This window comes from Burkholderia sp. FERM BP-3421, from assembly GCF_028657905.1.
Taxonomy (GTDB): domain Bacteria; phylum Pseudomonadota; class Gammaproteobacteria; order Burkholderiales; family Burkholderiaceae; genus Burkholderia.
Window position 1 is genome coordinate 2,646,610 of sequence record NZ_CP117782.1, and the last position, 22,145, is coordinate 2,668,754.

The window sequence follows — 22,145 nt, forward strand, 5'->3', positions numbered from 1 at the left end:
ATATGTAAGCAACTTTCACGAACATCCCTCGTTGAATATTTATTCACGCACCTTCGCGCAGGATTTCAATAATACACAGCGAGGCCCGGGAGATTTTCGACGCCCGGGCTTCGCCCGGCGTGAATCACATCCGCGCCCGGTTACGTCTCGCCTGTAATCGGTGGCCGCCAGTCGGAAGACGAGGGCAGATCCACGCGCCTGTCGTGCACTATTCGCACCCGCAGCGAATCATGGATGTTCGGCGTCGAATGCCGCCGAAGAGTCTGTTCGTTTAATTTATTCCACCCTCTTCGGATCACGCCTGCATCACCGATAAGTCCCGCAGGAAAACCTTTGAAGATCAGTCCGGAGCCGCCTCTTTCATGGAGCGAACGCCCGGCCCGACACCGTGGGGACGCACCACGCGCGCCCCCACGGTGCGCTTCACCCCAGCAGCAGCGCGTCGTCGTCGAGCCGCTCGTGCCGCACCTTCTCGAACATCTGCAGCAGGTCGGGCACGTCGAGGCCCTTGCGCGCGTCGCCGGCCACGTCGAGCACCACCTGCCCCTGGTGCAGCATCACCGTGCGATCGCCGTAGTCGAGCGCCTGCCGCATGCTGTGGGTGACCATCATCGTCGTCAGCTTGCCCTCGGCGACGATGCGCGCGGTCAGCTCCAGCACGAACGCGGCCGTCTTCGGGTCGAGCGCCGCGGTGTGCTCGTCGAGCAGCAGGATCCGCGACGGCCGCAGCGACGCCATCAACAGGCTCACCGCCTGCCGCTGGCCGCCCGACAGCAGGCCGATGCGATCGGCCAGGCGGTTCTCGAGCCCGAGGTTCAGGAGCCGCAGCTTGTCGCGGAACAGCTCGCGCGACGCGCGGTTGAGCGCCGGGCGAAAGCCGCGCCGCACGCCGCGCGCGGTCGCGAGCGCCATGTTCTCCTCGATCGTCAGCGCCTCGCAGGTGCCCGCCATCGGGTCCTGGAACACGCGCGCGACGAGGTGCGCGCGATCCCACGCCGGGCGGCGCGTGACTTCGGCGCCGTCGATCGAGATGCGGCCGGCGTCGACCGGCTGGTCGCCGCTGATCGCGTTCAGGAAGGTGGATTTGCCGGCGCCGTTCGAGCCGATCACCGCGACGAACTGGCCGTCCGGGATCTCCAGCGACAGGCCGCGCAGCGCGCGGGTCTCGATCGGCGTGCCGGGATTGAAGGTGAGTTTCAGGTCGTGTGCGGACAGCATCTCATGCCCCTCCGTTCTTGCGCGCGAACAACTTCTTGCGGGTTGCGGGCAGCACCAGCGCGACCGTGACGAGCAGCGCGGTGACGAGGTTCAGATCCTGCGCCTTCAGGCCGATGAAATCGCTGTTGAGCGCGAGCGCGATGAAGAAGCGATAGAGAATCGCGCCGATCACGACGGCCAGCGTCGTCAGCACCAGCCGGCGCGCGGGCAGGAGCGTCTCGCCGATGATCACGGCGGCGAGGCCGATCACGATCGTGCCGATCCCCATCGAGATGTCGGCGCCGCCCTGGGTCTGCGCGAACAGCGCGCCCGCCAGCGCGACGAGCGCGTTCGACAGCGCCATCCCGGCGAGCGTCGCGCGGCCAGTGGCGATTCCCTGCGCGCGCGCCATGCGCGGATTCGCGCCGGTCGCGCGCATCGCGAGGCCGAGCTGCGACGAGAAGAACCAGTCGAGGCCGAGCTTCGCGACCACCACGACCACGCACAGCAGGGCCGGGCGCAGCACGTAGTCGGGCATCCAGTCGGGCTGCAGCACCGAGAAAATGGTCGGCTCGGTGATCAGCGGCACGTTGGGCCGCCCCATGATCCGCAGGTTGACCGAGTACAGCGCGATCATCATCAGGATGCTCGCGAGCAGATCCATGATCTTGAGGCGCACGTTGAGCCAGCCGGTGATGAAGCCGGCGCACGCGCCCGCGGCGATCGCGACGAGGGTCGAGGTGAATGGATCATGGCCGGCCGCGATCAGCGTCGCGGCGACGGCGCCGCCGAGCGGAAAGCTGCCGTCGACGGTCAGGTCGGGAAAGTTGAGGATGCGGAACGAGATCAGCACCCCGAGGGCGACGAGGCTGAAGATCAGGCCGATCTCCAGCGCGCCCAGCAACGAAAACAAAGACATGATGGGGAATCCTGTTGCGGGCGCGGCACGCGTGCCGCGCCCGGTCGGCATCGGCGGCGGGCCCGGGTCGGGCGCGCCGTCCGCCTGTTCTATCGTGGCCCGGTAGGGCCCGCGCAACCGCGCCGCCCGCTCGCGCGGCGGCGCATGCGTCGCGTCTTACTTGATGACCGTCTTCGCTTCCTTCACGAGGTCGGGCGAGAGCGTGACGCCCTGCTTCGCGGCCGCGTCCGTGTTGACGAACAGTTCGAGGTTGCTGCTCGTCTCGGACGCGATCGCGCCCGGCTTCTCGCCCTTCAGGATCCGCACCACGATCTTGCCGGTCTGGCGGCCGAGATCGCCGTAGTTGATCCCGAGCGCCGCGATGCCGCCGCGCTTCACGCTGTCGGTGTCGCCCGCGACCAGCGGGATCTTCGCCTCGTTCGCGACCTTCACGAGCGCCTCGTAGGCGGACACGACGTTGTTGTCGGTGTTCGTGTAGATCACGTCGACCTTGCCGATCAGGCTCTTCGCGGCGGACGCGATGTCGACGGTGCGCGGCGCGGCCGCCTCCTTGAGGCTCATCCCCTGCTTCGCGAGCAGATCCTTGAGTTCCTTGACGACCACGACCGAGTTCGCCTCGCCCGGGTTGTAGACCATCCCGACCGTCTTGGCCTTCGGCACCACGCGCTTGATCAGCGCGACCTGGCGGTCGAGCGGCAGCTTGTCGGACACGCCCGTCACGTTGGTGCCCGACGGCCCCCAGCCCTTCACGAGCTGCGCGGCGACCGGATCGGTCACGCCCGAGTAGACGACCGGCACGTTCTTGGTCGACGCGACCACGGCCTGCGCGGCGGGCGTCGCGATCGCGACGATCACGTCGGGCTGGTCGCCGATGAACTTGCGGGCGATCTGCGCGGCGGTGCCGGTATTGCCCTGCGCGCTCTGGTATTCCCACTTGAGCTTGTCGCCGTCGTAGCCGGACGCCTTCAGCTCCGCGCGCACGCCGTCGCGGATCGCATCGAGCGCGGGGTGGTCGACGATCGACAGGACCTTGACGGTCTGCGCGTGTGCGCCGGACAGCATCGCGAGCGACACCGCGCCCGCCAGGATCGATTGGACGGCCACTGCCTTGAAACGCTTCATGTATGAGTCTCCCCCGGTATCGGTTCTGGGTTTTGGGTTCTATAGGGTGAATCGGGCCGCGTCGCATGACGCGCGCGCCTGTCATGCGATCGTCAGCCAGCGCACGAGCATACCATTCCATTAATATGAATTTCGAGGCGCGCACCCATCCGGCGCGCCCATGAAAAAAGCCCGCACGATCACGTGCGGGCTTTTCCATGAAACCACGGCGCGCCGAAGCGCGCGGCTCAGAACGATGCGACCATCGAGCCCTTGAACTGCTTCGCGATGAATTCCTTCACCTCGGGCGACTGGTACGCCTTCACGAGCTTCTTCACCCACGGCTGATCCTTGTCCTTCGCGCGCACCGCGATCAGGTTCGCGTACGGGCTCGTCAGCGATTCGAGCGCGATCGCGTCCTTGGTCGGCTGCAGGTTCGCGGCCAACGCGTAGTTGGTGTTGATCACCGCCGCGTCGACATCGCCGAGCACGCGCGGCAATTGCGCGGCGTCGAGTTCCGTCAGCTTGAGCTTCCTCGGGTTCTCGGCGATGTCGAGCACGGTCGCGTTGTTGCCGCCCGTGCCGGCGCCCGCCTTCAGCTTGATCACGCCTTGCGACTGCAACAGCAGCAGCGCGCGGTTCTCGTTCGACGGATCGTTCGGCAGCGCGACCTTCGCGCCCTGCGGCAGATCCTTGAGCGACTTGAACTTCTTCGAGTACACGCCGATCGGCGAGATGTAGGTGAGCCCGGCGCTGACGATCTTGTAGCCGCGCTGCTTCACCTGGCTGTCGAGGTAGGGCCCGTGCTGGAAGCTGTTCGCGTCGAGGTCGCCCGCGTCGAGCGCCGCGTTCGGCTGCACGTAGTCGTTGAACTCGATGACCTTGACGGTCAGGCCTTCCTTCTCCTTCGCGACCTTCTGCACGACCTGCCACACCTCCGAGTCCGGCCCGGCGACGGTGCCGACCTTGATGACCTTGTCCTGCGCGTACGCGCCGGAGGCGATGCTCAGTGCCGCGCCGGCCGCGACGACGGAAACCACTTTCAGGAGATTGCGACGCTTCATCTGTTATGTCTCGCTTGCTTGCAGTACGGATCAGGCTCGAAAAGGGAACTCATGAGGGACGGATGGCGGCCCGAGGCCGCCCGTCCGACAGAGCGCAGATGGTGGCACAGGATCCGCGCCCTGTGAAATACATCCCGCTCATATGGGTATGCCTCAGGCCAGGGCCGGCTCGGCGCGCGCCGCGTCGTCCCCGCTCCCGCCGCTCGGCGCGGCCGGTCGCGCCGGCGCGCGCGCCGTGCGCGGCGGCGGAGCGCCGCGCACCTGGAACGCGCTGACCGATTCGCGCAGGCGCGCCGCCTGTTCCTGCAGCGACGCGGCCGCGGCGGTCGCCTCCTCGACGAGCGCCGCGTTCTGCTGGGTGACCTCGTCCATCTGCGTGACCGCGCGGCCGACCTGGGTGATCCCGCTCGCCTGCTCCTCGGACGCGGCGGCGATCTCGCCCATGATGTCGGTCACGCGCCGCACCGCCTGCAGGATCTCGCTCATCGTCGTGCCGGCCTGGCCGACCAGCGACGAGCCGTTGTGCACGCGCTCGACCGACACATTGATCAGCTGCTTGATCTCCTTGGCCGCCGTCGCGCTGCGCTGCGCGAGCGAGCGCACCTCGCCCGCCACCACCGCGAAGCCGCGACCCTGCTCGCCCGCGCGCGCCGCTTCGACGGCCGCGTTCAGCGCGAGGATGTTGGTCTGGAACGCAATGCCTTCGATCACGCCGATGATGTCGGCGATCTTCTGCGAACTGTCGTTGATCTCGCCCATCGTGCCGATCACGCGGTTCACCACGTCGTTGCCCTTGAGCGCGATGTCCGACGCGTTGTGCGCGAGGCCGCTCGCCTGGCGCGCGTTGTCGGCGTTCTGCTTGACGGTCGCGGTCAGCTCTTCCATGCTCGCGGCGGTCTCCTCCAGCGAGGCCGCCTGCTGCTCGGTGCGCGCCGACAGGTCGTTGTTGCCGGCCGCGATCTGCTGGCTGGCCGCCGCGATCGATTCCGCCGCATGGCGGATGCCGCCGATCGTGCCTTGCAGCCGGTCCTGCATCTCGTGCATCGCGGCCATCATGCTGTGGGTATCGCCCGGGCGCACCGGCACCGTCTGGGTCAGGTCGCCGAGCGCGATGCGCGCGGCCAGGGCGGCCGCCTCGTCCGGCTCGCCGCCGAGGCTGCGCCGCACGTTGCGGATGATCACGAGCATCGCGAGCGTGATCACGGCCCCGATCACCGCCACCACCGCGAGGTGGCCGACCAGGGTCTCGTAGTAGACCGTATCGATGTCCTTGATGAACACGCCGCTCGAGATGTACCAGTCCCACGGCGCGAAGCGCGTCACGTAGCTGATCTTCGGCACCGCCGTCTCGCTGTGCGGCAGCCGGCCGCGGTAGTTCACGAAGCCGCGTCCGTCGGCCTTCGCCGCGTTCACCACCGAGACGAACAGCAGCTTGCCGTCGGGATCCTTGAAATCGCTGACCACGGTGCCGACCAGCTTCGGCAGCGTCGGGTGCATGAGCACCGTGGGCTTCGCGTCGGTCACGAACACATAGCCGGAGTCGCCGTCGTAGCGCATCGCCGCGAGCCGCGCGAGCGCGTCGCGCTGCGCATCGGCCTCGCTCATCGCGCCGCTCTGGGACAGCGCGTAGTACGACTGCACCACGCCCTGCGCGGCGTCGACGAGATTCGTCATGCCCGCCTTGCGCTCGGCGAGCATCGTCGCGCGCGTCTCGAACGCGCTCCACGCGCCCACCCCCAACAATCCGACCCATACGAGCGCAAGCGCCAGCCACAGCTTGCGGTTCAAACTCATTCTGCTCATCGTGCGTGCCTTTTTCAGTGTCTTGTCTTCGCACACCGCCCGCAGGCCGGCCTCTCGCCTGCTAACGATCGCCTCCGTTTATTACGGCACGCCGGCTTACAACTTGAATGGAATCCGCCACGAAATCCGCACCGCGCCGCACGCTGTGCTACAAGGAGCGCTGGCCGCGACACGGTGTCGCGGCGTCCTCGTGAGACCTCCATGTACGTCATCGACATCCAGTACACGGTGTCGCTCGAGCGCATCGACGACGCGCTCGAACGCCATCGCGCCTTCCTGCAGCGGCACTTCGACGCGGGCGTGTTCATCGCCGCCGGCCCGAAGGTGCCGCGCACGGGCGGCGTGATCCTCGCCGCGCGCATCGATCGCGACGCGCTCGACGCGATCCTGCGGAGCGATCCGTTCGTCACCGAACAGCTCGCGACCTACTCGGTGACGGAGTTCCGCATGACCCGTGCGGCCGACGGCCTGAATCTGCCGGCGCTGCCGTAGGCGCGCGCCGCCGCCGGACGGGGCGCAGGGCCGCGTCCGGCGGGGCAAAGGCGGGGAAAAGCGAAAAAGGCGGGAAGGGAAGGAAAAAGGTCTCGCCGCAAGGCCGCGCCGAACGGCCGCGCCAAACGGCCTCGCCGCTCAGCCGAGCAGCAGCTTCAGGTCGTGGACCCACGGCGCGGGGCCCTGGCCGTCGCGCACGAACAGACGCAGCTTGCCGTCCGGGTCGAACACGTAGCTCGCGGCGGTGTGGTCCATCGTATAGCTTCCCGGCGTCTTGCCCGGCACCTTCGCGTAGTAGACGCGGAAATCCTTGGTGATCTTCTTGAGCTGCGCCTCGTCGGCCGGACGCAGGCCGACGAAGGTCGGATTGAAGGCGGGCACGTACTGGCCGAGCAGCTCGGCCGTGTCGCGCTCCGGATCGACGGTCACGAACAGCACCTGCACGCGCTTGGCCGCATCCGGCCCGAGCTGCTGCAGCGCCTGCGACAGCTCGGCCATCGTGGTCGGGCACACGTCGGGGCAATGGGTGTAGCCGAAGAACATCACGACCGCCCGGCCCTTGAAGTCCGCCAGCGTGCGCACCTTGCCGGCGGTGTCGGGCAGCGCGAAATCGCTGCCGAACTGGGTGTTGCCGGTGATGTCGACGTTCTGGAACGCCGGGGCCTTGCTGCAGCCGGCGAGCAGCAGCGCGCCCGCGATCGCGCCGGCGGCGAGCCAGCCCTGGCGCGCGCGGCGCCCAAACAATGAATTCAGCATCGGATTCCGGACCAAAGCAAAAGCATGGACGTCACATCCCGAGCAGCGGATGCGCGTAGTGATCGACGAGCAGCGCGACGAACAGCAGCGACAAGTAGATGATCGAGTAGCGGAACGCCTGGCGCGCGAGCGCATCGGAGTAATCACGGTAGATCTTCCAGGCATAGGCGAGAAACACCGCGCCGAGCAGCACCGCGCTCGTCAGATAGACGATTCCGCTCATCCCGGAGATGAACGGCATCATCGTGACGGCGAACAGGATCACCGTGTACAGCAGGATGTGCAGGCGCGTGTACTGCTCGCCGTGCGTGTTCGGCAGCATCGGCAGGCCCGCGTTCTCGTAGTCCTTGCGGCGATACAGCGCGAGCACCCAGAAATGCGGCGGCGTCCAGACGAAGATGATCAGCACGAGGATCCACGCATCGCCCGGCACCGCGCCCGTGACCGCGGCCCAGCCGAGCGCGGGCGGCATCGCGCCGGACGCGCCGCCGATCACGATGTTCTGCGGCGTCATCGGCTTGAGCAGCAGCGTGTAGATCACCGCGTAGCCGACGAAGGTCGCGATCGTGAGCCACATCGTCAGCGGATTCGTGAACGTGTAGAGGGTCCAGGCGCCGGCGCCGCCGAGCACGGCCGAGAACAGCAGGATCTGCGCGCTCGTGATCTCGCCGCGCGCCGACGGCCGCCACGCCGTGCGGCGCATCATCGCGTCGATCTTCTGCTCGACGAGACAGTTGATCGCGAACGCCGCGCCCGCCAGCAGCCAGATGCCGACCGTGCCGCCGAGCAGCACCGTCCACGGCACCATGCCCGGGGTCGCGAGGAACATCCCGATCACCGCGCAGAACACCGCGAGCTGCGTGACCCGCGGCTTCGTCAGGGCCAGGTACTGGGAAAGACGGCTACCGGGGGTCTGGGAGAGTGAGGTCTGCATGGGCGCTCGGCGTCAGGCGGCCGCGGTGTCGCGCGCAGGCTGCGCGATCCGGCCGGGGCGACTTGAAAGGATGCGAAAGTTTAGCATGATGACGAGCAGCAGCAGGATCGCGGCGCCGCCGTTATGCGCGACGGCGACGGGCAAAGGCCACTGCAACACGATATTGGTCAAGCCCGTGACGAACTGGAGCACGACCACCAGCAGCACGCCGTCGGCCGGCCGCCGCAGCGACGCGAAACGGCGCAGCCGCAGCGCGAGGCCGATCAGGTAGGCGACCACGACGAACGCGAAGGTGCGATGGGTCCAGTGAATCGCGACCAGCGCGTCCTGGGTGATCGCGTCGCCGTCCTTGGTCATGCCGAGCGCGCGCCACAGGTGGAAGCCGTGCGTGAAATCCATCGGCGGAATCCACTGGCCGTTGCAGGTCGGGAAATCGGTGCACGCGAGCACCGCGTAGTTGGTGCTGACCCAGCCGCCCAGCGCGATCTGCACGACGAGCAGCACGAGCGCCGCGAGCGCCGCCGCGCGATAACGCCCCGCCCCGGGATCGTGCGCGGGCGGCGGCGTCTGGCGCGCGGCCAGCCAGCCGAGCGCGCCGAGCAGCGTGAGGCCGAGCAGCAGGTGGATCGTGACGATCACGGGCTGCAGCTTCATCGTCACCGTCCAGGCGCCGAACGCGCCCTGCACCAGGATCAGCAGCAGCAGCCCGGTCGGCCACCACGGCGACACGTGCAGCGGGCGACGGCGCAGCCGGGCCGTCCACGCGATCACGACCTGCGCGATGATCAGCACGCCGATCGCCATCGCGAAGTAGCGGTGGATCATCTCGATCCAGGCCTTCGTCATCGACACGGGGCCGGTCGGCATCGCCTGGTGCGCGGCCGTGATCGCCGCATGCGCGATGAACGGCGATGCGGTGCCGTAGCAGCCCGGCCAGTCCGGGCAGCCGAGCCCTGAATCGGTCAGGCGCGTGAAGCCGCCGAACATCACGAGGTCGAGCGTGAGGAAGGTCGTGATCCACACCAGCTTGCGGAATTTGTTGTCATCGGCCTTCACCCACACGTAGGACAGCGGCAGCAGCGCGATGCACAGGCCGATGAGGCCCAGTTGCACTAGATACGACATCTCGGGTTTCCTGTTAGCGGGCGCGGCCTGCGCTCAACCGATGCTCGACCACTTGAGCAGCTTCGTCACGTCGCGCTTGATCTTGCTCGGGTCCGGATTCTTCGGGAAACGCATCATCAGATTGCCGTTCGGATCGACCATGTAGATGTGGTCGCTCAACTGCGTGCCGGCGTCGACCGGCAGCCATTTCGCGAGTTCGGCCGGATCGGCGCTCAACTCGCGGGTGTCGGGGTAGGCGCGCCCGATCACGTCGGGCACGGCCGCCGCATCGCTGCGCAGCCACACCATCGTGATCCGGTGGCGCTCGCCCGCCTGCGTCGCGCGCACCTGGCGCATGAAGTAGAGCTTCTTCGCGCAGGCCTCGTCGCAGGCGCCGCCGTTCACCATCACGAGCAGCCAGACGCCGCGCAGCGACGCGAGCGGCACGCGCGCGCCGTGCTCGTCGGTGACCTCGAACGCGGCCGGGATCGGCCGCTGCGGCTCGATCAGCGTGCCGTAGTTGGTCGAGCCGCCCTGCGGCCGGATCACGTAGTAGGTGAAATACGACGCGAGCATGGGCGCCGCGCAGACCAGCGCGAGCAACAGCAGCATCCAGCGGCCGCGCTGCCACGAACCGCGTTGCGGGGCGGGCGAGCGGCTCGCCTCGGGTGGCGTCGGGCGGGAAGATTGCGTAGACAAAAGAGACCTCTCCAAACTAGGCGCGGCGCGATCCGCCGCGCGACAAACCCGCGCGGCTCACGCCGCGCCCGATGACTTGCGCGCGGCGCGCCGCGCCGCGTACAGACCGAATCCGACGGCCGCGGCCGCCATCGCCCACCACTGGGCCATGTAGCCGTAGTTGCGCTCGACGCCGAGCGTCGGCGCGGGCCAGTCGCGCACGAGCCGGTCGCCGATATCGTTCGTCTGCTGGATCACGAACGGCTGCAGCGGCAGCCCGGTTTCGCGCGCGTACTCGGCGACGTCGAGATTCTGACGGATCCGCTGGTTCGCGGCGGACCCGCCCTCGCCCAGCTCGAATGCGCGCGACGCGTCGGCGCGCGCGATGCCCTCGATCGCGACCTCGCCCGGCGGCGTCGGGAACGCCTCGATCGCGGTGCGATCCGCGATGTTGCGCGGCAGCCAGCCGCGATTGACGAGCACATAGCCGCCGCCCGACAGCTCGAGCGGCATCACCACGTAGAAGCCCGGCTGATCGTGGTACGGCCGGTTGTCCAGGTAGACCGCGCGCGCCGGCAGGAAGCGGCCGACCGCGCGCACCCGGTGGAATTCGATGTCGCGCAGCGCAATCGGCTGCGCATCCAGCGCGCGCGCGGGCGCCTGCTCGTAGCGCGCGATGCTGTCGGCGAGGGCTTCCTTCTGGTGGGCGCGGTCGAGCTGCCAGAAACCGAGCCGCACGGTCACGGCGACCACCAGGAAGATCAGGAGGACGGGGAGCCAACGGAACTTCATCGACGCGCGCTCCCCGGGCGACACCCGCACAGGTGAAGTGCGATAATTGACGCCTCCCTTTCGATCCACCGGTTTCCGGTCAGCTTCATGCACATCCTCGTTCCGATCGCGTTCGTCCTCATCATTGCCAGCCTGGGGTCGGCGCTGTATTTCATGATGCACGACCGCGGCCAGACGAAGCGCATGGTCTGGTCGCTCGCGGCGCGGGTCGGCCTGTCGATCACGCTGTTCCTGTTCATCCTGTTCGCAAACTGGATGGGCTGGATCCATTCGACCGGTTTGCCGATCGGCCGCTGATGCGGCATATCGCCGCAGCTCGGGCACCTTCAAGCAAAAGCGCCGCCTGACGAAGTCGGGGCGGCGCGGCGGATCCGGCTCGGGTTCGCGCGGCGAAGCGCCCGACCCAGGCACGACGGCCCGCGCATCGCTGCGCGGGCCGTTTTCATTACAGCCAGTAGACGACGACGTACAGGCCGAGCCAGACGACGTCGACGAAGTGCCAGTACCAGGCGGCGCCTTCGAACGCGAAATGGTGATCCGGCTTGAAGTGGCCGCGGATCATCCGCACCAGCACCACCGCGAGCATCGTGCCGCCGAGGAACACGTGGAAACCGTGGAAGCCCGTCAGCAGGAAGAACGTCGAGCCGTACACGCCCGAGCCGAGCGTCAGGTTCAGTTCGTTGTACGCGTGGAAGTACTCGAAGCCCTGCAGGAACAGGAAGCACACGCCGAGCACGAGCGTCGCGGCGAGCCAGGCGATCGCCTTCTTGCGGTGATCGTCGCGCAGCGCATGGTGCGACACCGTGAGCGTCGCGCCCGACGACAGCAGGAACGCGGTGTTCAGCGTCGGGATCGGCCACGGGCCCATCGTCTTGAAGTGACCGGCGAGCGCGGCCGGGCCTTCGTTCGGCCACACGGCGCTGAAGTCCGGCCAGATCAGCTTGTAGTCGAGGCTGCCCAGCTGGTGCAGCGCGATTTCGCGCGCGTAGAACAGCGCGCCGAAGAACGCGCCGAAGAACATCACTTCGGAGAAGATGAACCAGCTCATGCTCCAGCGGTACGACACGTCGACCCGCTTGCCGTACTGCCCGCCCTCCGACTCGGCGATCGCGTCGCCGAACCAGTGGTACAGCGTGAAGAGGAACCACAGCAGGCCAAGCAGCGCGGTATATGGCGCCCACGGCTCACCGTTGATCCAAAGCGCAAATGACCCCAGCATCGCCAGCAGGCCGACGGCCGCGCTGATCGGATGATGTGACGGATGCGGCACGAAATAGTACGGGCTCTCGTTTTGACCGCTCATGCTTGATTCTCCACTTCAGTCCAATTTGTTCCGGAAGTCCCGGCTTTATTTCTAGCGGCGCGCGACGGCGCCGCTTCGCTTTCTGCCACGGGCGCGCCGTGACACGCCCGTCGATACCCTGCCCCTACCCGACCACCGCGTGCACGATCGCGATCAGCACGCCGATGAACAGCGCCGCCGCGATCAGCGCGACCAGCAGCACGTGCAGCGGATTGAGCTGCGCGGCGTCGGCCTCGAGATCGCGCCGCTTGCGCACCCCGAAGAACGACCACAGCACCGCCTTGACCGTCTTCATGAAACTGCCTTTGCGGCCCGCGTCACTCGTCATGCGCTCCTCCCTCGTCACGCGTCCGGCTTCGCGGACACCGTGCGCCCCGCCGTGCCGGTCGTGGCCGTCGCGGGCGTATTCAGTTCGAAGAACGTGTACGACAGCGTGATCGTCTTCACGTCCTTCGGCAGCTTCGGATCGATCACGAACACCACCGGCATCTTGCGCGCTTCATTCGCCGCCAGCGTCTGCTGCGTGAAACAGAAACACTCGATCTTCTTGAAGAACTCCGTCGCCTGCTTCGGCGCGTAGCTCGGGATCGCCTGCGCGACGACCGGGCGGCCTTGCCCGTTCGTCACTTCGTACACCACCGTCGTCAGCTCGCCCGGATGCACGTCGATGCTGTTCTGCTCCGGCTTGAAGCCGAGCGGGCCGCGCGCATTCGCATCGAGCTCGATCGACACCTTGCGGCTGTAGTCGATCTGCGTGTTCTTCGCCTCGCGCGCGCTGACGTCGCGCTGCAACAGGTTGTTGATGCCGGTGATCTGGCAGATCGCGCGGTACATCGGCACCAGCGCGAAACCGAAGCCGAACATCAAGCCCACCACGACGACGAGCTTCGCGAGCATCACGCGGTTGAAAGAACGATCGGCGTCAGCCTCGGACTTCGACATGCGGAACTTCCTCAATACTGCGTCAGGACGTGGACAGGAACCACTGCTTGACGACGACACCCACAAAGAAAACGGCCACCGCCACCAGCAGGATCAAGCCAAGCCGCTTGTTGCCCGCGCGGATCTGCTCGGGCGACCGTCTTTGTTGTGGATTCCGGGTCATACGCTTGCTTTCAGGTTGCAGTCTCCGCGCCGCCTGCCGGCGGCGCGGAGAACGTGAACGGGATTACTCGACCGTCGGCGGATGCTCGAAGGTGTGGAACGGAGCCGGGCTCGGCACCGTCCACTCGAGGCCCGTCGCGCCGTCCCACGGCTTGTCGGACGCCTTCTCCAGTTCGCCGCCGCCGCGATAGGCCGGCAGTGCGACCGCGAACAGGAAGTACACCTGCGCGAGACCGAAGCCGAACGCGCCGATCGTCGCGATCTGGTTGAAGTCGGTGAACTGCGCCGGATAGTCGGCGTAGCGACGCGGCATGCCGGCGAGGCCGACGAAGTGCATCGGGAAGAACGTCAGGTTGAAGAAGATCATCGACGCCCAGAAGTGGATCTTGCCGCGCGTCTCGTTGTACATCCAGCCCGTCCACTTCGGCGCCCAGTAGTACCACCCGGAGAACAGCGCGAACAGCGAGCCCGCCACCAGCACGTAGTGGAAGTGGGCGACCACGAAATAGGTGCCGTGGTACTGGATGTCGAGCGGCGCCATCGCGAGCATCAGGCCCGTCAGGCCGCCGAACGTGAACACGAACAGGAAGCCGATCGAGAACAGCATCGGGGTTTCGAAGGTCATCGAGCCGCGCCACATCGTCGCGACCCAGTTGAACACCTTCACGCCCGTCGGCACGGCGATCAGCATCGTCGCGTACATGAAGAACAGCTGGCCCGTGACCGGCATGCCCGTCGCGAACATGTGGTGCGCCCAGACCATGAACGACAGGATCGCGATCGACGCGGTCGCGTAGACCATCGAGCTGTAGCCGAACAGCGGCTTGCGCGCGAACGCCGGGATCACCGCGGACACGATCCCGAACGCCGGCAGGATCATGATGTACACCTCGGGGTGGCCGAAGAACCAGAAGATGTGCTGGTACATCACCGGATCGCCGCCGCCTGCCGCATTGAAGAACGACGTGCCGAAGTGACGGTCGAACAGCACCATCGTGATCGCGCCCGCGAGCACCGGCATCACGGCGATCAGCAGGAACGCCGTGATCAGCCAGGTCCAGGCGAACAGCGGCATCTTCATCAGCGTCATGCCCGGCGCGCGCATGTTCAGCACCGTCACGATGATGTTGATGCCGCCCATGATCGACGACGCGCCCATGATGTGCACCGCGAAGATCGCGAAGTCCATGCCCGGGCCCATCTGGGTCGACAGCGGCGCGTACAGCGTCCAGCCGGCGGCCGTCGCGCCGCCCGGCGCGAAGAACGAGCCGACCAGCAGCACCGCGGCGACCGGCAGCAGCCAGAAGCTGAAGTTGTTCATCCGCGCGAACGCCATGTCGGACGCGCCGATCTGCAGCGGGATCATCCAGTTCGCGAAGCCGACGAAGGCCGGCATGATCGCGCCGAACACCATGATCAGGCCGTGCATCGTCGTGAGTTCGTTGAAGAACTCCGGACGCATGATCTGCAGGCCCGGCTCGAACAGCTCGGCGCGGATCGCGAGCGCCATCACGCCGCCCGACAGGAACATGATGAACGAGAACAGCAGGTACAGCGTACCGATGTCCTTGTGGTTGGTGGCGAACAGCCAACGGCGCCAGCCGTGCGGCGTCTCGTGCGCGTGGTCGTCGTGGGCGTGCCCGCCGGCGGCTACATCGTGTCCGATGCTAGACATAGAACTCTCCTAATCCGAATAACGTCGACAACACGTCAAGCCGCCGGGGCGATCTCGACGCGACGGGCTTCCTTCGCGTCCGTCCCGCCCGTGATCGTTTCCGGCTTCTTCATCACAATCCGGTCCTCTGCGACGCCGGCGGCCTTCAGCGCATCGCGCACGATCAGCGCACGGTGCTTCGCCAGTTCGGCGTTCGCGTCGGCCGAGCCCGTCGTGTCGGTGAAACCCGACAGCGTGAGCTTCGCGTCCGGATGCGCCTTCGCGTAGTCGGCTGCCGCGGCGATCGCGTCCTTCGCGTCCGCCGGCAGCTCGCTCTTGCCCGTCTCGAAATAGATCGCGGCCGGCAGCGCGGCAGCCTGCGCCGACGCAGCGGCGCCCGACGCGGGTTCCGCGGCGGGGGCGGCCGCCTGCGCGCCGCCTTCCGGCAGCTTGCCGCTGCGCGCGTCGGCCACCTGCTTCGGCTGCAGCGAATCGCCCATGTGGTTGCCCCACGAATTGCGCTCGTAGGTGATCACGGAAGCGATGTCGAGATCCGACAGCGACGCCCAGGTCGGCATCGCCGCCTTGCCGTGCAGCACGATGCTCACGTGCTCGGCGATCGGGCCGTTCGCGATCTTGCTGCCGTCGAGCGCCGGGAACGCGCCGAGGCCCTTGCCGTTCGGCTGGTGGCACACCGCGCAGTTGGCCTTGTAAACCTCTTCGCCGTGCGCGATCAGCTCGGCGCTCGTGTAAACCTTGTTCGGGTCGATGGCCGCGGCCGCCAGCTTGGACTTCTGGTCCTTGACCCACTTCGCGTAGTCGTCTTCCGACAGCACTTCGACGACCACCGGCATGTACGCGTGCTCCTTGCCGCACAGCTCCGTGCAGAAGCCGCGGAAGGTACCGACCTTGTCGGCCTTGAACCAGGTGTCGCGCACGAAGCCCGGAATCGCATCCTGCTTCACGCCGAACGCGGGCACATACCACGAGTGGACGACGTCGTTGGCGGTCGTGATGATGCGGATCTTCTTGTTGACCGGCACGACGAGCGGGTGGTCGACTTCCTGCAGGTAGGTGTCGGTGATCGGCGCCTGGCCGTTCACTTCGCTGCGCGGGGTCGACAGCGTCGACAGGAAGCTGATGCCTTCGCCCGGCCCCTTCACGTAGTCGTAGCCCCACTTCCACTGGTAGCCGGTGACCTTGACCGTGAGGTCGGCGTTGGTCGTGTCCTTCATCGCGACGACGGCCTTGGTGGCGGGCAGCGCCATCAGCACGACGATGATGAACGGCACGATCGTCCAGATGATTTCGACGGTGGTGCTTTCGTGGAAATTGGCGGCCTTGTGGCCCTTGGACTTGCGGTGCGCGAAGACCGAATAGAACATCACGCCGAACACGCCGACGAAGATCACCGTACACAGGATCAGCATCATCGTGTGGAGATCGTAGAGTTCTTCAGCGATCTTCGTGACCGGCGGCTGGAGATTGATCTCGTTGACGCGGGGGCCGCCCGGACTGTCACCGACCGCCAGAGCGGCGCCGGCAAAGAGCAGTCCACTGCATGCCAGCACGCCCATGAGGGCTCGCTTGATTGTTTTCATAGCTTCCTTACCCAAAATTTCCATTCAAACCCTCCCCCGTCGCAAGCTGCCTCGCTTTGCGCCGGCCGCCTCGTTCAGCCGCAACGCATCAGCGACGTACGCAGCTCATGTGCGAACTGCGCGCGCCGGTATTGCGCGAGATGCTGCCCGACCACCACGGTCTGCCCACGCGACACCAGCCTGATCGGATCGCGCGGCGACGCAGCCGGCTCGACCCGCACCCAGCGCGGGTTGAATTCGATCTGCGTCAGCTGCTCCGCGCTCATCCGCTCGATCAGCAGCCGATGAGGGAACAGCCGGATGCGTTCGTAATCGACCGCATGGCGCGCGTAAATGGCAAACGCGACGCCGACCGCCAGCAACTCGACCCCGGTGAAGGGCAGCACGAGCCACGCACCGCGCCACAGCAACAGTGCTGCGATGACAAGCGAAAACGCCGCGAGCGATACATAGAAAGTCACGAACTGGCGCGGCGACACCGAGCAGTTGCGCTTCATCAGCCAGTCCCGCAGGACCGGCTCGGCATCCGTCACACTGTCCGCTACTTCCATCGCAACCCCTCGCGAATGGCATGTGGAGCTTGCCCGCATCGGGCTCGCCGCCCTGTATTGTGGGGACCCCCAGGACGACAAACTGACGCATTATAGGCGCGATCAGGGGCATCCACAAGCAAACGCCCATCGCCCGGCGAGCCAAGCGCGACAAGCTTTCCGGCCATTTCGGGGGACTTTTTCCACCCGCTCGCGGCCGTTAATTCCAGACATAACAAATCCGCGCTTTACCGCTTCAGCGAGGCCTGGGACGCCCTTTGCCGATGTCCTCGATGCGCACGATCCCATGCCCTTCGGCGGTCGTGCGGGGCGCCGCCTTCCAGGCATGGCCGTAGATCACCTCGAAGGTCAGCGGGATCGTGCCGTCGTCGCGCCGGCGCGTTTCCAGCGCGTCGCCGAGCGCGCGCCGCAGGCGCCGCGACGGCCCCTGCCGGCGCGCGCCGCGCTCGAACGGATAAGCGCCCCAGCGGCGCACGTCCGCGAGCAGCGAATCGGCGGATTTGTAGGTGACGGTCAGCACTTCCTGGTCCATCACGGGGATCTCGAAGCCGCTTTCGACCAGCATGTCGCCCAGGTCGTGCATGTCGACGAACTCGACCACGTGCGGATCCGGCCGCGCGTCGCCGACCGCGGCCTCGGCTTCCGCGAACGCCGCGCGCAGCTCGCGCAGTGAATCGGGGCCGAGGGTGCTGAACATCAGCAGCCCGTCGACGCGCAGCACGCGGCGCCATTCCGGCAGGACGAGATCGGGACGCGCGTGCCAGTGCAGCGCGAGATTGGACCAGAGGAAATCGAAGGCGCCGCCGGCGAACGGCAGCGCGGAGAAGTCGGCCTGCGCGACGCGCGGCCCGCGATGGCCGAGCGCCTTCGCCAGTGAGGCGGGCAGGAAGCGCCGCCAGCTCGTCTCGGCGGTCTCGCGCGCCGACGCGCGCGCGAGCATCTCGCCCGACAGGTCGACGCCGAACACCGGCGCTTCAGGAAAGCGCGCGCGCAGCAGCGGCAGATCGTCGCCGACGCCGCAGCCCGCGTCGAGCACGCCGGCCGGGTTCACCTTGATGTAGTCGAGGCGCTCGCACATGCGCTGCGCGATCTCGCGCGGCAGGAACGCCACGGCGTCGAACGCGGCGGCGCGACGGTCGAAGATTCGCCGCAGGCGTCGTGGATCATAGGCCGGACGGCCGGTCGGTGCGGGAGCTGGGGACATGTCGGGCAAACTGGCGAAGAGCCCGAAGTATACTCGCTCGCTTCGCGCCCTTCAGCGAAGCGGGCCCCACCGGAGAAAACCGATGTCCGTGCCGCTCCCGCCGAGGCGCGACCGCCGCGCCCCATTTTCGTGCGCGGGCGTCGCGCTGGCGCGCCTCGCCGCGTGGGCGCTGCCGAATCTGTGCGCGCTGTGCGGCAATTTGTCACAGCGAACGCTGTGCGCGCAGTGCGACGCGGCGTACTGGAACGAGGCGCGGCTGCGCTGCGTGCAATGCGCGCTGCCGCTGCCCGCCCGGCCCGCCGCGGACTATCGATGCCGCGCGTGCCGCGACGCGCCGCCGCCGTTCGACGCGACGCTCGCGCTCGCCGATTACCGCGCGCCGCTCGACGGCCTCGCGCTCGACCTGAAGTTCCGCGCGCGGCTCGCGCTCGGCGCGGAATTCGCCGGCCGTCTCGCGCGGCTCGCCCACGAGCGCTTCGGCACGGCGCACGGCCTCGACCTGCTCGCGCCCGTGCCGCTCGCGCGGCGGCGGCTCGTCGCGCGCGGCTACAACCAGGCGTGGGCGATCGCCCGGCCGCTCGCGCGACACCTGCGGGCGCGCGCCGTATCGACGCTCGCCGAGCGGCGCGTCGACACAGCGCCGCAGTCGCGGCTCGACGCCGGCGCGCGCCACGCGAACGTCGCGGCGGCCTTCGCGCCGACGCGCGCGGTCGACGGGCTGCACGTGGGGCTCGTGGACGACGTCATGACGTCGGGCGCGACGCTCGGCGCGCTCGCGCGCTGCCTGAAGGACGCGGGTGCGCGCCGCGTGACGAATTTCGTCGCGCTGCGCACCGCGAAAGATTGAAATAGATTGACTCACATCAAGACTACTTGCCGGACTCGAATCATGTTCAACGTCGTTCTCGTCGAACCCGAAATCCCGCCGAACACCGGCAACGTCATCCGCCTGTGCGCGAACACCGGCGCGCGGCTGCATCTGATCGAGCCGCTCGGCTTCCCGCTCGACGACGCGCGCATGCGCCGCGCCGGGCTCGATTACCACGAGTACGCCAACATGCGCGTGCACCGAGACTGGGAGGCATTTGTCGCCGCCGAAACGCCGGACCCGACGCGCATGTTCGCGTTCACGACGCGCGGCTCGGGTCGCTTCCACGATCTCGCGTTCCAGCCGGGCGACTGGTTCGTGTTCGGCCCGGAGACGCGCGGCCTGCCCGCGCCGCTGCTCGAACGCTTCCCAACCAGCCAGCGCGTGCGGCTGCCGATGCGGCCGGACAACCGCAGCCTGAACCTGTCGAATACGGTCGCGGTCGTCGTGTTCGAGGCGTGGCGTCAGGCGGGCTTCGAAGGCGGAGCGTAAACGGAAGGAAGGCAGCGGAACGCGCGACGCTCAGGCGCGGGCGAGCGCGGCGCGGTAAAGCGCGAGCATCGGCTCGGAAAAGCAGGCGAACAGGATCCGGTCGAAGCAGCCGGCCTGGGGGCCGCCGTCGCGCAGCGCCTCGCCCACGGCGCGCACGGCGATCGCGGTCGCCGCCTCGGCCGGATAGCCGTACACGCCGCAACTGATCGCGGGAAACGCGAGCGACCGGCAGCCCGCCCCGGCCGCCGCCTCGAGCACGCGCCGGTAGCACGAGGCGAGCAGCGCCGCCTCGCCGTGCGCACCGCCCTGCCACACCGGCCCCACCGTATGAATCACGAAGCGCGCGGGCAGCCCGTGTCCGCGCGTGAGCTTCGCATCGCCGGTCGCGCAGCCGCCGAGCGCCGCGCATTCGCGCAGCAGGCCAGGGCCCGCCGCCCGGTGGATCGCACCGTCGACGCCGCCGCCGCCCAGCAGGGTTTCGTTGGCGGCGTTGACGATCGCGTCGAGCGCGAGCGTCGTGATGTCCACGACGCGCGCGTCCAGTTGAGTCGAACCGATGAGATGCGGCATGACGGCCTCCACGGCGAACCTCGCCCGCGCACAGCCTAGCGCGTTCGCCGCGCGCCCGCGCTGCGCTACTCGGCCTTCGCGTCGCGGCGCAGCAGGCCGCTCACCGCGTCGCGCGGCGCGACGCCGTCGAACAGCACGGCGCACACCGCCTCGGTGATCGGCATCTCGATGCCGTGATCGCGCGCGATCGACAGCACCGCCTGCGCGCAACGCACGCCTTCGGCGACGTGGCCGAGCGAGGCCAGGATCGCCTCGAGCGTGCGCCCTTCGGCCAGTTGCAGGCCGACGGTGCGGTTGCGCGACAGGTTGCCCGTCGCGGTCAGGATCAGGTCGCCCAGGCCGGTCAGCCCGGTGAAGGTTTCCGCGCGGCCGCCGAGCGTCACGCCCAGGCGCGACATCTCGGCCAGGCCGCGCGTGATCAGCGCGGCCCGCGCATTGAGGCCGAGCCCCAGGCCGTCGGCGATGCCGGTCGCGATCGCCAGCACGTTCTTCACCGCGCCGCCGACCTCGACGCCGACCACGTCGTCGCCGGTATAGATCCGCATCGCGCCGTGATGGAACGCCGCCACCGTGCGCTCGCGGCAGGCGGCCGAGGCGCTCGCGATCGTCAGCGCGACGGGCAGGCCCTCGCCGACCTCGCGCGCGAAGCTCGGGCCGGACAGCACGCCGTTGCTCGGCTGCCCGGGCAGCGCCTCCGCGATCATCCGGTGCGGCAAGAGCCGCGTGTCGGCCTCGAAACCCTTGCAGACCCATACCAGATGCGCGGGCACCCGGCCCGCGTCGCGCATCGCGCCGCACAGCGCGCGCAGCCCGGCGACGGGCGCCGCGACCACGCACAGCGCGTCGTCGCCCGCCGCATGCGCGAGCGCGGCCGCGAGATCGGCCTCGTAGCGCAGCGCCGGCGACAGCGCGACGCCGTCGAGGTAGCGGACGTTTTCGCGCCGGGCCTCAAGTTCGGAGACGAGCGCGCGATCGCGCGCCCACAGGAGCGTATCGTGCCGCGCGGCCAGATGGCCGGCCAGCGCGGTGCCCCACGCGCCGGCGCCGAGAACGGAAACTTTCATACCCAGCACCGGTCGGTCGCGGCCGCTCAGTTGAGCGTCGTGCCGTTCGGCGCGCCCTGCGCGCCGCCTTCCGCCTGCTGCGACAGCTGCGCGAGACGCTGCTCGTACAGCGCCTGGAAGTTGATTTCCGCGAGGTGGATCGGCGGGAAGCCCGCGCGCGTGATCGCGTCGGCGATGTTCGAACGCAGGTAAGGGAACAGGATCGTCGGGCAGGCGATGCCGACGAGCGGGTCGATCTGCTCGGCCGGGATGTTGCGGATATCGAAAATGCCGGCCTGCTTCGCTTCGATCAGGAACGCGACCTTGTCCTTGACCTTCGCGGTCACGGTGCCCGACACGACGATCTCGTACACGCTTTCCGCGAGGCGCTCGGCCTTCACGTCGACTTCGACCTCGACCGACGGCATGTCCTGCTCGAGGAAGATCGCCGGCGAATTCGGCTGCTCAAGCGACAGATCCTTCAGGTAGATGCGCTGGATATTGAAGAACGGCTGGTTTTCGACGTCGGACATGGTGGCTCCCTAAAATTGATAGCAAGGCGGCCGGAACCCTCCGGCCTGCCCGGTTTTGTTCGTGCTGCGGCACGCGTCGCCCCGATGCGGAGCGAAGGCGGCCATTCTGCCGGAATTAGGCGGCTTCCAGAAGCGGCTTCAAGCCGCCTTCGCGGTCGAGCTTCGACAGATCGTCGTAGCCGCCGACATGGGTTTCGCCGATATAGATCTGCGGCACCGTGCGACGGCCGGTGCGCGTCATCATTTCCTCGCGACGCGTCGGATCCTTGTCGATCAGCACCTTCTCGATCTGCTCGACGCCGCGCAGCTTCAAAAGCCGCTCGGCCTGGACGCAGTACGGGCAGACCTGGGTGCTGTACATGACCACTTTATTCACTTCACC

General features: G+C 67.8%; 26 protein-coding genes. 4 read left to right on the plus strand and 22 right to left on the minus strand.

The genetic code is table 11. From position 1 onward, the window contains the following. Positions 1-423 precede the first annotated feature (423 nt). From Bsp3421_RS27895 to Bsp3421_RS27915, 5 genes are all read right to left on the minus strand, one after another. Positions 424-1,218, minus strand: a complete 795-nt coding sequence (locus Bsp3421_RS27895) for an ABC transporter ATP-binding protein (RefSeq protein WP_273999240.1) — start codon at positions 1,216-1,218, stop codon at positions 424-426. 1 nt (position 1,219) lies between these two features. Beyond that, the gene (locus Bsp3421_RS27900) at positions 1,220-2,116 is read right to left on the minus strand and encodes an ABC transporter permease (protein WP_273999242.1); all 897 of its coding nucleotides are present in this window, start codon (positions 2,114-2,116) and stop codon (positions 1,220-1,222) included. A 156-nt stretch (positions 2,117-2,272) separates the two neighbouring features. Then, a complete protein-coding gene (locus tag Bsp3421_RS27905) occupies positions 2,273-3,238 on the minus strand; it encodes an ABC transporter substrate-binding protein (protein ID WP_273999243.1) in 966 nt (321 codons plus the stop codon). Positions 3,239-3,465: 227 nt separating this feature from the next. Continuing rightward, positions 3,466-4,281, minus strand: a complete 816-nt coding sequence (locus tag Bsp3421_RS27910) for a MetQ/NlpA family ABC transporter substrate-binding protein (RefSeq protein WP_273999245.1) — start codon at positions 4,279-4,281, stop codon at positions 3,466-3,468. A gap of 153 nt (positions 4,282-4,434) precedes the next feature. Beyond that, positions 4,435-6,084 (minus strand): methyl-accepting chemotaxis protein, encoded by a 1,650-nt coding sequence (locus Bsp3421_RS27915; RefSeq protein ID WP_273999246.1) that lies wholly within the window; start codon positions 6,082-6,084, stop codon positions 4,435-4,437. 201 nt (positions 6,085-6,285) lie between these two features. Between Bsp3421_RS27915 and Bsp3421_RS27920 the strand changes: the two genes are divergently transcribed. Then, a complete protein-coding gene (locus Bsp3421_RS27920; RefSeq protein WP_273999248.1) occupies positions 6,286-6,576 on the plus strand; it encodes a YciI family protein in 291 nt (96 codons plus the stop codon). A gap of 138 nt (positions 6,577-6,714) precedes the next feature. Here the strand turns inward: Bsp3421_RS27920 and Bsp3421_RS27925 are convergent, their stop codons facing one another. The 5 genes from Bsp3421_RS27925 to Bsp3421_RS27945 are packed head-to-tail and all read right to left on the minus strand — an operon-like array spanning position 6,715 to position 10,840. Further along, the gene (locus Bsp3421_RS27925) at positions 6,715-7,332 is read right to left on the minus strand and encodes an SCO family protein (RefSeq protein WP_273999250.1); all 618 of its coding nucleotides are present in this window, start codon (positions 7,330-7,332) and stop codon (positions 6,715-6,717) included. A gap of 31 nt (positions 7,333-7,363) precedes the next feature. Beyond that, complete coding sequence (cyoE, locus tag Bsp3421_RS27930; RefSeq protein WP_273999252.1) at positions 7,364-8,266, minus strand: heme o synthase; 903 nt, start codon at positions 8,264-8,266, stop codon at positions 7,364-7,366. A gap of 12 nt (positions 8,267-8,278) precedes the next feature. Continuing rightward, the gene (locus Bsp3421_RS27935) at positions 8,279-9,391 is read right to left on the minus strand and encodes a COX15/CtaA family protein (protein WP_273999254.1); all 1,113 of its coding nucleotides are present in this window, start codon (positions 9,389-9,391) and stop codon (positions 8,279-8,281) included. A gap of 33 nt (positions 9,392-9,424) precedes the next feature. Then, the gene (locus Bsp3421_RS27940) at positions 9,425-10,069 is read right to left on the minus strand and encodes an SCO family protein (RefSeq protein WP_273999255.1); all 645 of its coding nucleotides are present in this window, start codon (positions 10,067-10,069) and stop codon (positions 9,425-9,427) included. Between the two features lie 57 nt (positions 10,070-10,126). Next, entirely contained in the window at positions 10,127-10,840 is a 714-nt protein-coding gene (locus Bsp3421_RS27945) for an SURF1 family protein (protein WP_273999256.1), read from the minus strand. 87 nt (positions 10,841-10,927) lie between these two features. On the opposite strand from Bsp3421_RS27945, the gene Bsp3421_RS27950 reads away from it, so the two are divergent. Continuing rightward, the gene (locus tag Bsp3421_RS27950; protein ID WP_273999257.1) at positions 10,928-11,137 is read left to right on the plus strand and encodes a twin transmembrane helix small protein; all 210 of its coding nucleotides are present in this window, start codon (positions 10,928-10,930) and stop codon (positions 11,135-11,137) included. Between the two features lie 148 nt (positions 11,138-11,285). Here the strand turns inward: Bsp3421_RS27950 and Bsp3421_RS27955 are convergent, their stop codons facing one another. The 8 genes from Bsp3421_RS27955 to Bsp3421_RS27990 form a co-directional block, all read right to left on the minus strand. Next, the gene (locus tag Bsp3421_RS27955) at positions 11,286-12,143 is read right to left on the minus strand and encodes a cytochrome c oxidase subunit 3 (protein ID WP_273999258.1); all 858 of its coding nucleotides are present in this window, start codon (positions 12,141-12,143) and stop codon (positions 11,286-11,288) included. A 124-nt stretch (positions 12,144-12,267) separates the two neighbouring features. Next, a complete protein-coding gene (locus Bsp3421_RS27960; RefSeq protein WP_252985129.1) occupies positions 12,268-12,471 on the minus strand; it encodes a DUF2970 domain-containing protein in 204 nt (67 codons plus the stop codon). Positions 12,472-12,485: 14 nt separating this feature from the next. After that, entirely contained in the window at positions 12,486-13,085 is a 600-nt protein-coding gene (locus tag Bsp3421_RS27965; protein WP_273999259.1) for a cytochrome c oxidase assembly protein, read from the minus strand. Positions 13,086-13,107: 22 nt separating this feature from the next. After that, positions 13,108-13,248 (minus strand): cytochrome oxidase small assembly protein, encoded by a 141-nt coding sequence (locus Bsp3421_RS27970; RefSeq protein WP_273999260.1) that lies wholly within the window; start codon positions 13,246-13,248, stop codon positions 13,108-13,110. 63 nt (positions 13,249-13,311) lie between these two features. After that, the gene (gene ctaD, locus Bsp3421_RS27975) at positions 13,312-14,922 is read right to left on the minus strand and encodes a cytochrome c oxidase subunit I (protein ID WP_273999261.1); all 1,611 of its coding nucleotides are present in this window, start codon (positions 14,920-14,922) and stop codon (positions 13,312-13,314) included. A 35-nt stretch (positions 14,923-14,957) separates the two neighbouring features. Further along, on the minus strand, positions 14,958-16,526 hold the full coding sequence (coxB, locus tag Bsp3421_RS27980; RefSeq protein ID WP_273999262.1) for a cytochrome c oxidase subunit II: 1,569 nt from the start codon (positions 16,524-16,526) through the stop codon (positions 14,958-14,960). Between the two features lie 50 nt (positions 16,527-16,576). Continuing rightward, positions 16,577-17,092 (minus strand): DUF2244 domain-containing protein, encoded by a 516-nt coding sequence (locus Bsp3421_RS27985; RefSeq protein ID WP_443111536.1) that lies wholly within the window; start codon positions 17,090-17,092, stop codon positions 16,577-16,579. A gap of 196 nt (positions 17,093-17,288) precedes the next feature. Further along, on the minus strand, positions 17,289-18,257 hold the full coding sequence (locus Bsp3421_RS27990; protein ID WP_273999265.1) for a methyltransferase domain-containing protein: 969 nt from the start codon (positions 18,255-18,257) through the stop codon (positions 17,289-17,291). 82 nt (positions 18,258-18,339) lie between these two features. On the opposite strand from Bsp3421_RS27990, the gene Bsp3421_RS27995 reads away from it, so the two are divergent. Next, positions 18,340-19,104, plus strand: coding sequence for a ComF family protein (locus tag Bsp3421_RS27995; RefSeq protein ID WP_273999266.1), 765 nt, complete (start codon positions 18,340-18,342; stop codon positions 19,102-19,104). Between the two features lie 42 nt (positions 19,105-19,146). After that, positions 19,147-19,617, plus strand: coding sequence for a tRNA (uridine(34)/cytosine(34)/5-carboxymethylaminomethyluridine(34)-2'-O)-methyltransferase TrmL (gene trmL, locus Bsp3421_RS28000; RefSeq protein ID WP_273999267.1), 471 nt, complete (start codon positions 19,147-19,149; stop codon positions 19,615-19,617). 30 nt (positions 19,618-19,647) lie between these two features. Here trmL and Bsp3421_RS28005 read toward each other — a convergent pair whose 3' ends face one another. The 4 genes from Bsp3421_RS28005 to grxC all read right to left on the minus strand — a co-directional run bounded on the left by Bsp3421_RS28005 (position 19,648) and on the right by grxC (position 22,139). After that, entirely contained in the window at positions 19,648-20,187 is a 540-nt protein-coding gene (locus Bsp3421_RS28005; RefSeq protein WP_273999268.1) for an O-acetyl-ADP-ribose deacetylase, read from the minus strand. A 65-nt stretch (positions 20,188-20,252) separates the two neighbouring features. Then, complete coding sequence (locus Bsp3421_RS28010) at positions 20,253-21,251, minus strand: NAD(P)H-dependent glycerol-3-phosphate dehydrogenase (RefSeq protein ID WP_273999269.1); 999 nt, start codon at positions 21,249-21,251, stop codon at positions 20,253-20,255. 26 nt (positions 21,252-21,277) lie between these two features. After that, positions 21,278-21,763, minus strand: coding sequence for a protein-export chaperone SecB (gene secB, locus Bsp3421_RS28015; RefSeq protein ID WP_273999270.1), 486 nt, complete (start codon positions 21,761-21,763; stop codon positions 21,278-21,280). 115 nt (positions 21,764-21,878) lie between these two features. Continuing rightward, positions 21,879-22,139 carry a glutaredoxin 3 gene (grxC, locus tag Bsp3421_RS28020; protein ID WP_252985116.1) on the minus strand — a complete coding sequence of 87 codons (261 nt, stop codon included), beginning with the start codon at positions 22,137-22,139 and terminating at the stop codon, positions 21,879-21,881. Between the last annotated feature and the right edge of the window lie 6 nt (positions 22,140-22,145).